Raw genomic sequence first — 18,208 nt, forward strand, 5'->3', positions numbered from 1 at the left:
ATTCTGGGGAGCGCCCGAGGCGGCAGGCGCCCTGCCGAGCGCAAGAATCGGAACCGAAAGGATCGCGGCGGCAAGCACCAATCTGCGGAGGTACCGGACCGGCGAACTTCCAGACCTGGTTGCTTCGGCAACGAATCGTGGGCGGGAGTCCGATTCGATAGCTTTTTGGTGAACCGAGAAACGATTCTTTTTCATAAAATTCACGCTTCAGTGCGCTAAAGAATCGTTTGAAACCACCTGCGCGATGGTCAGCCTCTCAACTCCTCCCAATCTGATTGTTAACAGAATTGTTACTTTTCAGGTTTCTCGCGTTCGGACAGCAGGACTGCTGTGTCGATCAACGACCAGTCGCTGTTTCCGGATCTGAAGCAATAACAGGCCTTAGTCCCGCCTGGTTCGCTCGAGGAGCGGTTTCCCACCAGGCGCGGCTGGGCTATCGATCACCGCCTACGGAATATTGTAAGCTTCGATGAGGCCAACGCCGGTCGTCCGTCCGTTCCCGCGGACAACCGCCGTGTACGCACCGGGCGGGACGGTTTGCACCAGCGCTGCTTCTTCGTTATGGCTCGGTGCAAGGTTCGCCGCTTCAATCTCCGATTGTTGCGAATCCCTCCAGTTGTCGTTAGAGCGAATCACGGTTCCGCTCGCATTCACCAAGTCGAGCGTCGGATCTGCCAGAAAGCCTTGCACTCCAAAGTCGCCAAGCGTTGGCCCCAACGCGCGGACCAATACTTTGGTGCTCGTTCCATTGCTCGGGCTCACGATCAATCCCGCGATCATCACGTTGTCGTCCACATCCACGAACCCTCGCGTGCTGATGTTCCCGAGCTTCGAACCTGACCCCTGTTCCAGGTCGAACGCTTCCACTACCCCGACGCCAGTGGTGCCATCTTTGCCGCGCACGATTGCCGTGTAACCTTGGTTCGGCGTCAGGGTCGCGATGATCGCCGACTCAGCATCCTTGCCTGGCGCGAGGCCGCTGTTCTGGATCTCGGCCTGCTGCGGCGATTGCCGCCAGTTATCGTTACTGGCGATGAGTGTGCTGCCCTGATAAAGCTCCAGGGTCGGGTCCTGCAAGGCTCCCGGTACACCAAAGTCCGTGAGTGTAGGACCAATCGCCCGGATGATTACCTTTTTGTTCGCGGTCCCCGTCGCAATCATCCCACCGATCAGAGCGTTGTCTCCACCCAGCACCCGAAGACGGGTCGAGATGTTTCCTAATGAGCCCGGTGTTGCTGTTGGAGTTGGACTCGGAGTTGCCGTCGGCGTTGGGGTTGGTGTGCTTGTCGGTGTCGCCGTTGCGGTCGGCGTCGGATTCGGCGTTGCCGTCGAAGTCGCAGTCGGGGTAGGCGTAGCCGTCGGGATTGGTGTGGCGGTTGGGGATGGGGTCGGCGTCGGCGTTGCTGCGAGCGTGCTGATTGTGAAACCTGTGTCTTTCACCAAGGTCGCGTAACCGGGACCGATATCGGCATCACCGGACGCCGCTCCGGCAACGCGCACGAAAGCCAGGTCGCAGGTGTAGTTGGTTCCGGCCTGAAGACTTCCCGCCGGCAGCGTATAGGAGGTCTGCGTCGCTGGGAACGGGCTCAGGTTTACGCCCGAATTGCGAATCGCGAACTCGATCACGTCGGTGGCCTGCGCGTTCGCAAATGCATTCCAGGTGAAGGTGTAGTCCAGCGAGGGATCGAGCACCAGGACGCCGCCCTGCCAGTCACTCGCCGGCACCGTCAGTATGGGTGTCGTAGGATAACTGAATGGAAAAAGGAAAACCGAGCGCGAAAAAATTCCGGCGCTGGTGTCGATGTTGACCGTGAAGTTGCCGCTTTGATAAGCCGCGTCCAATTGCGCTTGCGTCGCAAAAGTATCGAGAATGGAGAAATCGCCGGTTCCCGTCACCGCAGCGTAAGTGCGGGGACTGGAGGTCCCGGTAAACGTCAAGGTGGCGCTGTTGATCGTGGCGGTGCCCATGGTGATCAGCGATCCAAACTGGAATGGCTGCGCGGCATTGGCGACGGGAGCTGCTGAGCTGGTTTGCTGGAAGTTTTGTATTTTGCCGTGAAGGAAGCCCGCCACGTTTTGCGCAAAGCTCGTGACGGTAGAAATGTTCAGGGCGAGAACGAGAAGCGTCCAACGCGCGAAGGAAGAATGCGGCGAGCGGGATTTCACGCTCGCTTCATAGCAAATCGGAGGCGCGATTCCAATCGTTTGTTGGCCCCTTCATTACGAACCTCGCTCTGGCCGCCAAGACGCTACTGAATATTGTAAGCCTCGATCAGGCCGACGCCGGTCGTCCGTCCGCTCCCGCGGACAATCGCGGTGTACGCGCCGGGCGGGACTCTTTGTACCAGCGCCGCTTCTTCGTCGTGGCCCGGAGCGAGATTCGCCGCTTCAATCTCCGATTGCTGCGAATCCCTCCAGTTGTCGTTGGAACGAATCACCATGCCGCTCGAATTCACCAGATCGAGTGTCGGATTGGCCAGGAAACCCGACACGCCAAAGTCGCCCAGCGTTGGCCCCAACGCTCGCACCAGCACTTTGCTGCTGGTTCCATTGTTCGGACTCACAATCAATCCCGCGATCATTACGTTGTCGTCCACATCTACAAATCCTCGCGTGCTGATGTTCCCCAATTTCGAAGCCGCACCTTGATCGAGGTCGAAAGCTTCCACCACGCCTACTCCGGTTTCCCCATTCTTCCCGCGCACAATCGCGGTATAGCCCTGGTTCGGCGTCAACGTCGCGATGATCGCCGACTCGGCGTCTTTGTTTGGCGCGAGTCCGCTATTCTGGATCTCGGCCTGCTGCGGCGATTGCCGCCAATCGTCGTTACTGGTTATCAGCGTGCTGCCCTGGTAAAGCTCCAGGGTCGGGTCTTGCAGGACACCGGGAACGCCAAAGTCAGCCAGGGTAGGACCAATCGCGCGGATGATCACTCTCTTGTTCGCTGTTCCCGTCGCGATCAATCCGCCAATGAGAGCGTTGTCTCCGCTCAGCACCCGAACACGGGTCGAGATATTGCCTAACGAGCTCGGTGTGGCTGTGGGAGTTGGGCTCGGTGTTGAGGCGGGAGTTGGCGTGACTGTCGGGGTGGGGGTGGGCGGCGGCGTTGCAGCCGGTGTCGGTGTTGCCGTCGGGGCGGGAGTTGGCGTTGCGCTGGGAGTAGCCGTAGAAGTTGGCGTCGCAGTAGCAGTAGGCGAAGTTGTTGGGGTAGGAGTTGAGGTAGCCGTAGGAGAAGGCGTGATCGTGGGGGCAGGTGTCGGCGTTGGAGTCGCCCCCGGCAAAAAAGCATTCCGGATGGATTCCGTGATGCTGTCCGAGCCACTGTTGCCGTCGCTGGAATAATAGCCGCGGGCGCGAATGTATATGTTCTGGCCAGTCGGGAGATTCAAACCTGTCAGAGCCCAATTGCTCCCAGCGGCGGTCCCGTGGCCGAGAAGAGTGTAGTTCACATTATCGGTTGAAAGCTCGAAAGTGGCGCGAGTCAGGTTGGGGCTCGAGCCGCCGCGCGTCCAAGTGATCACGCTGGGCGTGACCTCCAGGTTTTGCAGCGCTGCCGTATCGTTACTCAAACGAGCGAAAAAGTTGCGAGGCAGGTTCCCGACGCTGGTGAAATAACCTCCCGCCAGAATCTTGCCGTCCGCCTGCACCGCCATCGCAGTGACAACTTCGCTTGCATTTGGGTCGAAGGAATCCGGCCGGCCGCTTGTGGCATCGAGCCGGACAATGCGATTGCGCGTGTACCCGGCGATGCTGGTGAAGGAACCGGCCGCTAAAATCTTGCCGTCTGCCTGTACTGCCAATTCACCGACAATATTATTGGCGCTTGGATCGAACGAGTCGGCCAAGCCGGTAATAGCGTCGAGCCGGGCAATGTAGTGACGGTTTTGTCCACCGATGAAGCCGAAAGGGCCACCCGCTAGAATCTGGCCGTCCCCTTGCGCCACAATGGCATAGGGGTGAACAGAACCTATGTTCCCCGGGTTGAACATGTCCGCCAAGCCGGTGCCAGGATCGAGCCGGGCAATGCCGTTGCGCGGCTGTCCGCCGATGCTGTAGAAAGAGCCCGCCGCTAGAATCCTCCCATCAGCGTCCTCCGCCATGCAAAAGACTGCGTTGTTCGAGGCCGCGTTGAACGAATCAAGCGAGCCGCTGGGATCGAGTCGTGCGATTCCCGTGCGCTCGACATACGGACCGCCGTTGGGCCAAAGGAACGAAAAAGCGCCGCCGATAACAATCATTCCGTCCGCCTGCACCATCAATGAATAGACTGCCTTGTAGGTCCCATCGAAGGGATCCGCGTTCGGATCGAATAAATCCGCCTGGCCGGTGATGGGATCCAGCCGGGCGATCCGGTTTCGCGTCTGGCCGCCAATGCTGTTCTTCCCATAGAAAAAACCGCCGACCAGAATCTTGCCGTCGGTCTGCAAGGCAATCGCCATCACCGTTCCGTTTGCGTTCGGGTCGAAGGCCATATCGAGCGTGCCATCCGGATTCAACCGGGCGATGTTGTTACGGGGCACGCCCAGGACGCTGGTAAAGCCGCCACCAATCAGAATCTTGCCATCCGGCTGAACAGTCGTGGCGTGGACCGCCAGGAGGTCACCCCCGATGCCCTGAATGTTGAGATCGAGGGTCTGGTCGAGCCTGCCGTCTTTTTCCAAACGGGCGATCCGATTGCGCGTCACTGCTGGTCCCCCATTGGGCGCGAGAGTGGTGAAATTGCCGCCCACCAAAACCTTGCCATCCGGCTGGATCGCGACGGCAACGGTAGGCGAGATCAGGCCCCCATTCGGGTCGAAGGAGTCAGCCGCTCCGGTAATCGGATCGAGCCGGGCGATCGCGTTGCGCGACTGTCCCCCGATGCTGTTCGCTCCGCGGAAACCGCCAACCGCCAGAATTTTACCGTCCGGCTGCACGGCGAGGGAAATGACAGCATCGTTCGGGTTGGGGTTGAACGAATCAGCGAGGCCGGTCGTGGGATCAAGCCGGGCCAGGCAACGGTGGGCCTGTCCGCCGATGCTGAAGAAATTACCTCCTGCCAAAATCTTGCCGTCCGCCTGCAACGCGAGCGAATAGACATGACCGGTCGCGTTCGGATTCCACGAATCGAGCAGTCCCGACGTGGGGTCGATCCGCGCGATATGATTGCGGGTCTGACTGCCGATGTTCGTGAATATGCCCCCGATTAACACCTTGCCGTCCGTCTGGAGCACGACTGAATAGACGGGATCGCTCGCGTTTGGATTGAACGCGTCGGCCAATCCCGTCGTAGCGTCGAGCCGGGCGATGTAGTTGCGTGGCTGACCGCCGATGGTGAAAAAATAGCCGCCGGCCAAAATCTTCCCGTCAGGCTGCACCGCGAGGGCAAGAACAAGGCCGTTCGCATTCGGATCGAATGAATCCGCTAACCCGGTTATGGGATCCAGCCGGGCAATGTTATTGCGTGGTTGACCGCCGATATTCGCGAAGGCGCCCCCCACCAAAATCTTACCATCCGGTTGCAGCGCGATTGAATTGATATTCGCATCGCCGGAATCCGGGTTGAAGGCCATGTCCACAGTTCCATCAGCGTTGAGCCGGGCGAGGCCCTTGCGCGAAACGGTTCCGGGGCCATTGGCGGGCGAGAGGGTCGTAAAATCACCGCCAAGAAGAATCTTCCCATCCGGCTGCACCGCGATAACGCGGACGAGACCGTTGGCATTCGGATCGAATCCGTCGAGGGCGGATTGCGCCGCCGCTCTTTCCGAACCGAGGAACCCCAAAATTGCCAAAACGCCAAGCGCGCCCAGGCGCCATGGGAAATGCCGGCTAACAGGAAAATAGGGCGGTCGGTGGGTGCTCAAAGCGTAGGACTCAGGAGAAGCCCCTCTTGCTTGAGCAGTTCCGATGCTCAATCCGCTCAGAAGCCGACGCCGAGCGCAGCCTATTGGATGTTATAAACCTCGACCAGCCCCACGCCGATCGTGCGGCCGCTTCCGCGAACAATCGCCGTATAGGCGCCGGGAGCGACTATCTCGACCAGCGCCGCTTCTTCGTCGTGACTCGGAGCCAGATTCGCTGCTTCGATCTCCGGACGCTGGTCCGATTTCCAGTTGTCGTTGGAACGAATTACGGTTCCGCTCGAATTCACCAGGTCGAGTGTCGGATCCGGCAGAAAGCCAGAGACGCCAAAGTCACCGAGCGTTGGACCCAGCGCGCGAACCAGCACTTTGGCGCTCGTTCCATTGCTCGGACCCACAATTAATCCCGCGATCATCACGTTGTCGTCCACGTCGACGAAACCGCGGGTGCTGATGTTTCCCAGCTTTGAAGCTGAACCCTGTTCCAAGTCGAACGCTTCCACTAGCCCAACGCCAGTTGTCCCATCTTTGCCGCGCACGATCGCCGTATAGCCCTGGTTTGGCGTCAGCGTCGCGATAATCGCCGATTCGGCATCCTTGCCTGGCGCGAGCCCGCTGTTCTGGATCTCGGCTTGTTGCGGCGATTGCCGCCAATCATCGTTACTGGTGATAAGCGTGCCCCCCTGATAAAGCTCCAGGGTTGGATCCTGCAAGGCGCCAGGCACGCCGAAATCCGTTAGCGTAGGACCTATCGCGCGAATAATAACCTTCTTCGTAGCCGTCCCGGTTGCGATCATCCCACCGATCAGAGCGTTGTCTCCCACCAGCACGCGAAGGCGCGTCGAAATGTTACCCAACGTGGTGGGTGTGCCTGCGGTTCCTTGAACTTCAAACGCGCCAAGGTCGCTTCCATCACCACCACTGACGCCAGGCATACCTACCGGGCGAGTGAAGCCGCGTTGATCGGTGACGACCGAACCTCCAGAGTACCCTTTGTCGATCGCCGGACTGCCGGAAAGCAATGCGTGCGTCCTAGTCGGGCCGCCGTTGTCTTGCAGCGGTCCCAGAATCGGATCGACGTTGAATTGATTTCCAGTCGTAAAACCGGTGAGAGTCATGCCACTGGTGTTGCCTACCAGGACATAACCCTGCGAAAACAGCCTGCCCGACACATCCGGACCAGTCGCGGCAGTATTTGTAGCAATGATGGAGTTAAGCACTTTGAGAGAGTTGCCGCTGGGCTGTCCAAAAATTCCACCGCCGTCTTGCGACGAGTTACCAGTAACGGTACTGTGGCTGATGGTGAGGGCGCCAAGAGTGTAAATACCGCCGCCCTTCGTGTTGCCAGCGGAGTTGCCCGAAATCGTGCTGTTGGTTATTGTTACTCGGCCACCGCCGTCCAAAATACCGCCGCCACCCAGGCCCCCCATCGTTGAGTTCCCGGTAATCGTGCTGGAGGCAATGGTTAACTGGCCTCCGGGATCGCCTCCGTCGTTGTAGATGGCGCCACCGCCGGAAAATTCGCCGGCTGACACGCTGTCGGCAATAGTGCAACCGGTAATTGTTAGCGTGCCAAGGTTGTCAACGGCGCCGCCGTTGACGCCGGACGGAGGGCTTCCATTGCGAATCAGCAGGCCGGAGATGGTGACCGCCGCGAACGACGGGACATGGAAGATGTGGAATGCCGCTGTGCCGGGTGCCGCACTCCGCTGCACAGTCAACAGATTCGCGCCAGGACCGGTGATAGTGAGGCTCTTCTCGATCAACAACTCACCGCTTGTGAGATTTATTGTCGAGAGGCCGGGAGCAAAGTTGATCGTATCGCCGGATGCAGCCGCCGCAATTGCCTGACGGAGCGTGCAGCTCGCGCCGGGACAACTCCCGCCTGAATCGGCGGGACTGTTTACCGTCAAGCTCGCCGCATCAACCGCCGGCGCCAGGAGCAGGGCTACGATGAGTCCGGCAAAGGAGAGCAGATATCGGCCGTATGACTTTGTCATGGTTAGGAGCGGTTACGGAATATTGTAAACTTCGACCAGGCCGACGCCGGTCGTACGGCCGCTGCCGCGCACAATCGCTGTGTAGGCGCCCGGGGTGACTGTCTCCACCAGGGCCGCTTCCTCATCGTGAGTCGGAGCCAGGTTCGCGGCTTCAATCTCTAAGCGCTGTTGCGGATCGTCTTTCCAGTTGTCGTTGGAGCGAATGGTAGTTCCGCTCGAGTTCACCAAATCAAGGGTCGGATCCCCCAGGAAGCCGGGCACCCCAAAGTCTCCGAGCGTTGGCCCCAGCGCGCGCACCAACACTTTGGTGCTGGTTCCATTGCTGGGGCTCACGATCAATCCCGCGATCATCACATTATCGTCCACGTCCACGAAACCACGCGTGCTGATGTTCCCGAGCTTTGAAGTTGAACCTTGTTCCAGGTCGAACGCCTCGACCACTCCTACGCCAGTCGTTCCATCCTTCCCGCGCACAATCGCCGTGTAGCCCTGGTTCGGCGTCAGCGTCGCGATGATCGCCGACTCAGCGTCTCTTCCGGGCGCGAAACCGCTGTTCTGGATCTCAACCTGTTGCGGCGATTGCCGCCAGTCGTCGTTGCTGGTGATGAGCGTGCTGCCCTGATAAAGCTCCAGAGTTGGATCCTGCAAGGCGCCGGGCACGCCAAAGTCCGTCAGCGTAGGACCGATCGCGCGGATAATTACTTTTTTGTTCGCCGTCCCAGTCGCGATCATTCCACCGATAAGGGCGTTATCTCCTGCCAACACGCGAAGACGCGTCGAGATATTGCCCAAGCTGCCGGGCGCCACGAGAAAAGCATTCCGCACTGACTCTGTGATGCTCTCCGATCCAAGAGTGTGATAAAAGCCCCGCGCGCGGACGTAAATATTTTGTTCGGTTGGGAGATGCAAGCCAGTCAGATTCCAGGAGGAATCAGACAGGAGAGCATCGCCGAGCGGGGCGTAGTTTAGATTGTCCGTCGAGAGCTCAAAAGAAACCCGCCTCAGTGACGGACTCGCCCCAGAGAGCTTCCAACTAATAGTGGTCGGCGTCACGGTGAGATCTTGCAGCGCCGCAGTGTCGTTACTCAATCGGGCGGCTCGATTCCGAGGTTGTCCGCCGATGGTCTGGAAGAAGCCCCCAGCCAAAATCTTACCGTCCGCCTGCACCGCAATCGCGTCAACAGTATCACTCGCATTGGGGTTGAATGAATCGGCCAAACCAGTGCTGGCATCGAGTCGGGCGATACGGTTGCGCGTCTGGCCCCCTATGCTGTTTGTTCCGTTGAAATCGCCAACCACCAGAATTTTTCCGTCCGCCTGCAGCGTGATTCCATCAACGTTAGTGGTCGGGTTTGGATTAAATGAATCGGCCAAACCAGTCATGGCATCGAGCCGGGCCAGGTAATTGCGTGTTTGTCCGCCGATGGTGTGGAAAAAACCGCCCGCCAGGATTTTGCCATCCGCCTGCACCGCAATCGAGTAGACGGTGCCGTTTGCATTCGGGTTGAACGAATCAGCCAGGCCAGTCGCCGCATCGAGCCGCGCCAAATAATTGCGGGGTTGTCCGCCAATAATCGTAAACGCCCCGCCCACCAAAATTTTCCCGTCCGGTTGCACCGTGATCGACACCACCGAAGGAAAGTTTAACCCGCTCGCATTAGGGTCGAATGAATCCGCCGACCCGTTTGTCGGATCAAGCCGCGCGATGTGATTGCGCGGCTGGCCACCCATAGTCGTGAAAGCGCCGCCCACCAAAATCTTGCCATCGGCCTGGACCGAGATCGAGCGCACCGTAGGAAAGCCAATTCCAAAGCCAACTCCACTTGGGTCGAAGGAGTCAGCTAAACCGGTTATGGCATCGAGCCGTGCCAGGAGCTTACGCGGCTGGCCGCCCACCGAATTAAATTCGCCGCCTACGAGAATTTTCCCGTCCGCCTGCACCGCGATTGAGTAGACACCGCTGTCCGCATTTGGGTCGAACCCCATGTCAAGCGTGCCGTCGATGTTAAACCTTGCAATATTGTGCCGGGTCACTCCCCGAACGCGGGGAAACCTGCCACCGATGAGAATCTTGCCGTCTGGTTGCACGGCGTAGGCAAAAACGGCGTCGAAAGTGGCGCTGGTTTCAATACCAAAATCGACCGTCTGATCGACTCTGCCATCCGTTTCCAGCCGGGCGATGCCGTTGCGCGTCACCACAGCCCCCCCGTTCGGCGCGAGCATCGAGAAAAAGCCCCCCACGAGGACCTTGCCGTCTGGCTGCACCACGATTGAGTGCACGGTACTGCTCGCGTCCGCGCTGGGGTCGAAGGAATCGGCCAATCCGGTCGTGGGATCGAGCCGAGCAAGGTAGTTGCGCGTCTGTCCGCCAATGCTGGTAAAATCGCCACCCGCCAGAATCTTACCATCCGCCTGGACCGCGATTGAAAGAACACCATTGAGCGCGGTCGCATTGGGGTTGAACGAATCCGCTAGGCCTGTCACTTGATCGAGCCGGGCAATTCGATTGCGCATCTCGCCACCGATGCTGTTCGCACCGTTAAAAAAACCACCCACTAAGATCTTACCGTCCGCTTGGACCTCAATTGCAGTGACAAAAGCGTTCGCGTTCGGGTCGAATGAATCCGCCAATCCAGTTGTCGCATCGACCCGCGCAATCCGGTTGCGTGATTGTCCCCCGATGCTCGTGAAATCGCCGCCAACCAAGATGCGTCCGTCCATCTGCGACGCCATTGTGAAAACCACCCCGTTCGCGTTTGGGTTAAACGAATCCGCCGCTCCAGTCGTAGGATCAAGTCGGGCAATGCGACCGCGCGACTGCCCACCGATGCTGCTGAAACTGCCGCTCACCAAAATCTTGCCGTCCGCCTGGACTGCGATTGCAAATGGAACACCGCTTGCGTCGGGGTCGAAGGAATCAGCTGCTCCAGTGGTGGCGTCGAGGCGGGCGATGCGATTACGCGTCTGCCCACCGATGCTGTTCGTACCGTTGAAAAAACCACCCACCAGAATCTTCCCATCCGCCTGGAGGGCAATCGACCGGACATCGCCGTTAGCGTTTGGGTTGAAGGCGAGATCGAGCGTGCCATCCGGATTTAACCGTGCGATGCGGTTGCGGGTGACCGCCGCCCCGCCGTTCGGCGAAAGAGTAGTGAAATTGCCGCCGAGCAGAACCTTTCCATCAGGTTGCCGGACAACGATGTATATGCCGCCATTGGTATTCGGATCGAAACCGTCGAGCGCGGATTGTCCAGGCGCCGTCGCTGCCATCAAAAGCAAAAACGGGACGACCAGAAATCTGAGGAGGTGTTTCATAAGGGGCCGTTGGCGGGCGACACCTATCAGTCCACTAACCCCTCGTCGAGATTTATTACAGAATACGAAAGAAAACTCTCTGGCGTGGGAATTCGATGGCCGCCTACGGAATATTGTAAACTTCCACCAGCCCGACACCGGTGGCGCGGTTGTTTCCGCGCACGATCGCCGTGTATGCTCCGGGCGGGACGGTTTCCACTAGCGCGGCTTCTTCGTCGTGATTCGGCGCTAAGCCAGCCGCTTCAATCAAAGCGCGTTGCTGCGCGTCGTCCTTCCAATCGTTGTTCGAGCGAATCACTGTCCCGCTCGCATTCACCAAATCGAGCGTCGGGTTCGCCAGGAAGCCTGACACGCCAAAGTCGCCCAGCGTTGGCCCGAGAGCGCGCACCAGCACTTTGGTGTTCGATCCGTTGCTCGGGCTTACAATCAATCCCGCGATCATTACGTTGTCGTCCACGTCCACGAACCCGCGCGTGCTGATGTTCCCCAGCTTTGATCCGGAACCCTGTTCCAGGTCGAACGCTTCCACCACCCCGACGCCAGTGGTCCCATCTTTGCCGCGCACAATGGCCGTGTAGCCCTGGTTCGGCGTCAGCGTCGCGATGATGGCTGACTCAGCATCCTTACCTGGCGCGAGTCCGCTGTTCTGGATCTCAGCCTGTTGCGGCGATTGTTGCCAGTCGTCATTGCTGGTGATGAGTGTGCTGCCTTGGTAAAGCTCGAGGGTCGGATCCTGCAGTGCGCCGGGCACCCCAAAATCCGTCAGAGTAGGACCGATCGCTCGGATAATAACTTTCTTGTTCGCCGTCCCCGTCGCGATCATCCCACCGATAAGCGCGTTGTCCCCGCTTAACACGCGCAGTCGTGTCGAAATATTTCCCAACGAACCAGGCGCAGCTGTTGGCAGGGGCGTCGGCGTTGGTGTCGCTGGTGCCGCACAATATCTTCCACCGGTATTCAAGAAATCGGTGTAATATCCGCCCCACACGATCATTTCGCTCCCGGTCCAAACGGCCGTGTGCAAATATCGAGCGACGTGCGGACTGATGGGGGTCCAACTATCCGTGCTGAGGTTGTATCTGCCGCCGCTGTTTAGCGGCATGAAGTTGTTGTCCCGTCCAGCCCAGACCAGCATTTCAGTGCCAGTCCAAACCGCCGTGTGCAGGTTCCGGCCAGGAGGCGCGTTAACGATGCTGATGGTCGTCCAACTGTCTGTCACCGGGTTATACCTCCCGCCCGAGTCCAGAACGGTGCCGCCCCCAAATCCACCCCACACGATCATTTCGCTTCCAGTCCAAACTGCCGTGGCTTCGAATCGAGCAGTAGGCGCGTTCGTGATACTGGTGGCTCGCCAGCTGTCGGTAGTTGGATTGTATATTCCGCCCGTGCGTCTCTCGTGGGTCAGGCCGTATCCACCCCACACGATCATTTCGTTTCCAGTCCACACGGCTGCGTGAAGGTATCGGCCGGTCGGCGCGTTAGTCGTGCTCATGGCAGTCCAACTGTCCGTCGCTGGATCGTATATTCCGCCGGTGTCCAGATAGTGATCCCCATTGTCGTCATGAGCAAATCCACCCCAGACGATCATTTTGCTCCCAGTCCAAACGACAGTGTGCAGGCTTCGTGCGCCGGGCGCGTTGAGCGCGCTGGTGGCGGTCCAACTATCGGTCCCGGAATCGTAATTCGCGCCAGTGTTCACATTCCCGCCCAACTCAAGTCCACCCCAGACAATCATTTTGGCGCCGGTCCAAATCGCCGTGTGGGTCTGACGGGGTGTAGGGGCGTTGGAAGTGCTGGTCGCCGTCCAACTGTCGGCGCCTGGGTTGTATCTCCCGCCGGTGTTCACATTGCCGCTGGCACCGGTTCCACCCCACACAATCATCTCAGTGCCGGTCCAGACGGCTGTGTGAGTTTCTCGGCCAGTAGGCGCGCTGGCAGTGGCCGTGTTTGTCCAAACATCGCCGGGGCAGGTCGCCGTTGGAGTCGGTGCCGGGGTTGCTGTCGCAGTCGCTGTTGAGCCCGGCGAAGGTGTTGCCGTTGCGCTAGGAGTCGGTGTGGCTATCGGCGTACCCGTAGGTGAAACTGTTGAGGTCGGAGTTGCTGATGGGCTGGGCGAAGGGATAGGCGTCGATGAAGGTGAAGCTGTGGGCGTGGGAGTTCCGGTAGGTCCATCCAGGACCCGGGCGATGTGATTGCGCGTCACCGGGGCCCCGCCGTTCGGTGCGAGCGTCGTGAAACTGCCACCCATCAGAATCTTTCCGTCCGGCTGCACCGCGATCGCATTGACGCTGTTGTTTCCGTTCGGGTTGAAGGAATCAGCCAGGCCGGTGACGGGATCGAGCCGGGCAATCTGGTGGCGCTGTTGCCCGCCGATACCGAAGAAATCGCCGCCGGCCAGGATCCTACCGTCCGTCTGCACCGCGAGGGTAAAGACGCCATTGTTTGCATTCGGGTTGAAGGAGTCTGCCGCGCCGGTCGTCGCATCGAGCCGCGCGATGCTGTTGCGGGATTGTCCGCCCATCAGCGTAAAGAAGCCTCCTGCTATCACCTGCCCGTCTGCCTGGATCGCAAGGCATCGGACTTCGTCGCTCGCCTGAGGGTCGAATGAATCGGCCGCTCCGGTCATCGGATCGATTCGAGCGAGATTACGGCGCGCCTGTCCGCTGATGTCGTTGAAAAAGCCCCCCGCCAGGATATTGCCGTCTGCCTGGACTACGATGGAATAAATTACCGTGCCGGTTCCAGTCGGATTCGGGTCCCACGAATCCGCCAGTCCGGTTACCGGATCGAGTCGGGCGAGGCGGCTGCGCGGCTGCCCGCCGATATTCGTAAAAAAACCGCCGGCCAGGATCTTGCCATCCGCCTGCACCGCGATGGCAAACACCGCGCTGCTCGCATTCGAGTCAAAAGAATCCGCGAGCCCGGTCACGGCATCGAGCCGGGCGATTCGGTTTCTTTGTTGTCCACCGATCGTCGTAAAAGAACCGCCCGTTACAATCTTGCCGTCCGCCTGCACCGCGATGGAGTTGACGGTGTTGTTTGCGTTCGGATCGAAGGTGGAATCGAGCGTGCCATCCGGGTTAAGCCGCGCAATTCGGTTGCGCATGACCGTTGGCCCGCCATTGGGAGCCAGCATCGTGAAATCGCCGCCGATCAGAATCTTTCCATCGGGTTGGACCACGACGACTCGAACCGTGCCATTCGCGTTCGGGTCGAAGCCATCGAGCGCCGACTGCCCAGGGGCCGTTGCCGCCACGAAAAACAGGAACGGCCCAACGAGAAATCGGAGGAGAGGTTTCATGAGGGCCCGTTGAAGGGCGACACCTATCAGTCCGCTATTCCCTCGTCGAGATTTACTACAGAATCCGAAAGAAAACTCTCTGAATTGAGAGTGCGGTCGCCGCCTACTGAATATTGTAAACTTCCACCAGCCCGACACCGGTGGCGCGGTTGTTTCCGCGCACGATCGCCGTGTAGGCGCCCGGCGGCACTGTCTGCACTAGCACCGCTTCTTCGTCGTGACTTGGTGCTAAGCCAGCCGCTTCAATCAAAGCGCGTTGCTGCGCGTCGTCCTTCCAGTCGTTGTTCGAGCGAATCACTGTCCCGCTTGAGTTCACCAGATCGAGCGTCGGGTTTGCCAGAAAGCCTTGCACACCGAAATCGCCTAGGGTCGGCCCCAGCGCGCGCACCAGCACTTTCGCGCTAGTTCCATTGCTCGGACCCATAATCAATCCGGCGATCATCACGTTGTCGTCGACGTCCACGAACCCGCGCGTGCTGATGTTCCCCAGCTTTGACGCTGAACCTTGTTCCAAATCGAACGCCTCCACTATCCCGACACCCGTCGTCCCATCCTTCCCGCGCACGACCGCCGTGTAGCCCTGGTTCGGCGTCAACGTCGCGATGATCGCGGCCTCGGCATCTTTGCCTGGCGCAAGTCCGCTATTCAGGATCTCTGCCTGTTGCGGCGATTGCCGCCAATCGTCGTTGCTGGTGATAAGGGCACTCCCCTGGTAGAGCTCGAGGGTTGGATCTTGTAGCGCTCCAGACACACCGAACTCATTCAGAGTGGGACCGATCGCACGGATGATAACTTTCTTGTTCGCCGTCCCAGTCACGATCATCCCTCCGATGAGGGCATTGTCTCCAGTCAACACCCGGAGCCGGGATGAAATGTTTCCCAAAGACCCGGGGGTTGCAGCAGGTGTAGGAGAGGGTGATACGATCGGTGTCGGCGTCGCGGAAGGAACTGCAGTTGGCGTTGGAGCGGCTGTTGGTGTCGCCGTGGCTGTCGGTGTCGGCGTAGCAGTGAGCGTTGGCGTGGCGGTTGCTGTTGCTGTTGCTGTTGGCGTTGGCGTCGGCGTCGGCGTCGGCGTCGGCGTCGACTCGACCAGAAAAACATTTCGGATCGATTCGGTGATGCTCTCGCAGCAGCTATAGGCCCCACTCCGATAATAGCCGCGCGCGCGAATGTAAATGTTTTGTCCAGCGGGAAGGTTCAAACCGGTCAGCACCCAGTTACCGTCATCGACCGACCCGTGGCCGAGAAAAATGTAGTTCACACTATCACTCGACGACTCAAAAGTGACCCGCGTGAGATTCGGGCTTGAGCCGGCAAGCGTCCAGGTAACGACAGTTTGGGAAACAACCAGATTTTGCAATGCGGCGGTGTCGTTGGTGAGACGGGCCATGAAATTGCGGGTCTGCCCGCCGATCGCTTGGAAAACGCCGCCCACCAAAATTTTGCCGTCTGCCTGCATGGCGATTGAAGAGACACGGGCGTCCGGGTTGGGATCGAACGAATCAGCCAAGCCGTTCGTGCCATCAAGCCGCGCCAAATAATTACGCTTCTGGCCGCCAATCGCGTTAGCCCCGGAGAACAATCCCGCCGCTAGCACTCTGTTATCGGACTGCAATACCGTTGAAATCACGACGTCGCTCGCGTTTGGATTGAAAGAATCGGCCAGGCCGGTCGTGCCATCGAGCCTCGCGATGTGGTTGCGCAGCTCTCCGCCCACGGCGATGAACTCACCGGTCACCAAAATTCTACCATCCGGCTGCCCTGTGACTGAATACACCCAGCCGGTCGAGTTCGGGTCAAATGAATCAACCAGGCCGGTCTCGCTCTCGAGCCGGGCAATGCGGTTGCGCATTTGTCCACCGACGCTGGTGAATCCGCCACCGAGGCAAATCTTCCCACTTACCTGCAGCGCGATTGAAATCACAGGGGCATCCACTGCCGGGTTGAAGGAATCAACAGACCCGCTTGCGGGATCGAGTCGTGCGATCGAATTGCGCCAGACCGGCCATCCTTCGATGGGCGTAAGGCTCGAAAACATCCCGTTGATAAGAATCTTTCCATCCGGCTGGACCGTGATCGCATAGACAGCGCCATTCAGATTCGGATTGAACGAATCAGCGAGCCCGGTGACGGGATCGAGGCGGGCCATGCGGTTGCGCGTTTGCCCACCGATGCTGTTCGCGCCATTGAAAGGGCCCCCCACCAAAATCTTGCCGTCCGCTTGCAGCGCGATAGCATAAACTGGATAGTTCGCGTTAGGGTCGAAAGCTGTATCAAGCGTCCCGTCCGTATTCAATCGGGCAATGTTGTTGCGCGGCACGCCCAAGACACTGGTAAAGCTGCCGCCGATAAGAATCTTGCCATCCGGCTGAACAGCGGTGGCGAAAACGGCGTCGCCCACAATGCCGAGATCGAGGGTTTGATCGAGCCGGCCGTCCTTTTCGACCCGGGCGATCCGGTTACGCGGCACCATCGCTCCTCCGTTCGGCGCGAGAGTGGTAAAATTACCGCCCACCAAGACTTTACCGTCTGCCTGCACCGCTACTGCTAAAGCCGGAGCAATCACGCCCGCATTCGGGTCGAAGGAATCAGCCGCTCCGGTAATCGGATCGATCCGGGCGATGCCGTTGCGCGTCAGCCCGCCCATGCTGTTGGGCCCGTAGAAAAAGCCAGCCACGAGAATCTTGCCGTCCGCCTGCACGGCCATGGAAACGACGCTGCTATTTGGGCTCGGGTTAAACGAATCTGCGAGGCCAGTCACGGGATCGAGCCGGGCCAGGCAACGTCGCGCCTGACCGCCGATGTTGAAGAAATTACCGCCCACCAAAATCTGGCCGTCGGCCTGCAACGCGAGGGAATAGACATGATCGTCCGCGTTCGGATTCCACGAATCGGGCAGTCCGGACGTGGGGTCGATCCGCGCGATATGATTGCGGGTCTGGCTGCCGATGGTCCTGAAAATGCCCCCGATTAACATCTTGCCGTCGGGCTGGACCACGAGTGAATAGACGGGATCACTCGCGTTTGGATTGAAGTTGTCGGCCAATCCGGTCGTCGCGTCGAGCCGGGCGATGTAGTTACGTGACTGACCGCCGATGGTGAGAAAATAGCCGCCGGCCAAAATCTTGCCGTCAGCCTGCACCGCGATGGAAAGGACAGTATTGTTCGCATTCGGATCGAATGAATCCGCCAACCCGGTTGCAGGATCCAGCCGGGCGATGCGATTGCGCGGCTGTCCCCCGATGTTGGTAAAACCTCCACCTACCAAAATCTTGCCGTCCGCCTGAACCACGATGGAATCGACCCCGCTCCCGACGCCGCCACTGTTGGCGTTCGGGTTGAAAGCCGAATCCAAGGTGCCGTCCGGGTTAAGGCGAGCGATCCCATTCCGTGTCACTGTCCCCGCTCCGTTCGGTGCGAGCGTGGTAAAACCACCACCGAGCAGGATCTTCCCATCCGCCTGGACGGCAATAGCGCGGACAAGGCCGTTGGCATTCGGATCGAATCCATCAAGGGCGGATTGCGCCGCCGCTCTTTCGGAACCGAGCACCCCGAGAACAGCCAAAACGCCAATCGCGCCCAGGCGCCATGGGAGATGCCGGCTAATACGAGAATAGGGCGGTCGGTGGATGCTCAAAGCGTGGGACTTAGGAGAAGCCCCTCTTGCTCAAGCAGCTTCGGTGCTCAAACCGCCCTGAAGCCGCAGCCGACCTCCGCGTCTCGCTGAACGACTTCGAGCTAACTAGAAGTGC

General features: G+C 59.4%; 6 protein-coding genes. All 6 read right to left on the reverse strand.

All coding sequences use genetic code 11. From position 1 onward, the window contains the following. Positions 1–447: 447 nt before the first annotated feature. Positions 448–2,166, reverse strand: coding sequence for a hypothetical protein (locus tag VJU77_17005; protein ID HKP05053.1), 1,719 nt, complete (start codon positions 2,164–2,166; stop codon positions 448–450). A gap of 83 nt (positions 2,167–2,249) precedes the next feature. Next, a complete protein-coding gene (locus VJU77_17010; GenBank protein HKP05054.1) occupies positions 2,250–5,843 on the reverse strand; it encodes a delta-60 repeat domain-containing protein in 3,594 nt (1,197 codons plus the stop codon). Between the two features lie 80 nt (positions 5,844–5,923). Continuing rightward, a complete protein-coding gene (locus VJU77_17015; GenBank protein ID HKP05055.1) occupies positions 5,924–7,840 on the reverse strand; it encodes a right-handed parallel beta-helix repeat-containing protein in 1,917 nt (638 codons plus the stop codon). Positions 7,841–7,852: 12 nt separating this feature from the next. Then, a complete protein-coding gene (locus VJU77_17020; GenBank protein ID HKP05056.1) occupies positions 7,853–11,155 on the reverse strand; it encodes a hypothetical protein in 3,303 nt (1,100 codons plus the stop codon). Positions 11,156–11,258: 103 nt separating this feature from the next. Next, complete coding sequence (locus VJU77_17025; protein HKP05057.1) at positions 11,259–14,456, reverse strand: hypothetical protein; 3,198 nt, start codon at positions 14,454–14,456, stop codon at positions 11,259–11,261. A 103-nt stretch (positions 14,457–14,559) separates the two neighbouring features. Then, on the reverse strand, positions 14,560–18,093 hold the full coding sequence (locus VJU77_17030) for a delta-60 repeat domain-containing protein (protein ID HKP05058.1): 3,534 nt from the start codon (positions 18,091–18,093) through the stop codon (positions 14,560–14,562). Positions 18,094–18,208: the final 115 nt, after the last annotated feature.

The organism is Chthoniobacterales bacterium (genome assembly GCA_035274845.1).
GTDB lineage: Bacteria > Verrucomicrobiota > Verrucomicrobiia > Chthoniobacterales > UBA10450 > AV80.

Excerpts from the sequence above, each read along its gene's own strand:
- VJU77_17015 (HKP05055.1), bottom strand. The coding sequence starts at position 7,840 with ATGACAAAGTCATACGGCCGATATCTGCTCTCCTTTGCCGGACTCATC.
- VJU77_17020 (HKP05056.1), bottom strand. The coding sequence starts at position 11,155 with ATGAAACACCTCCTCAGATTTCTGGTCGTCCCGTTTTTGCTTTTGATG.
- VJU77_17025 (HKP05057.1), bottom strand. The coding sequence starts at position 14,456 with ATGAAACCTCTCCTCCGATTTCTCGTTGGGCCGTTCCTGTTTTTCGTG.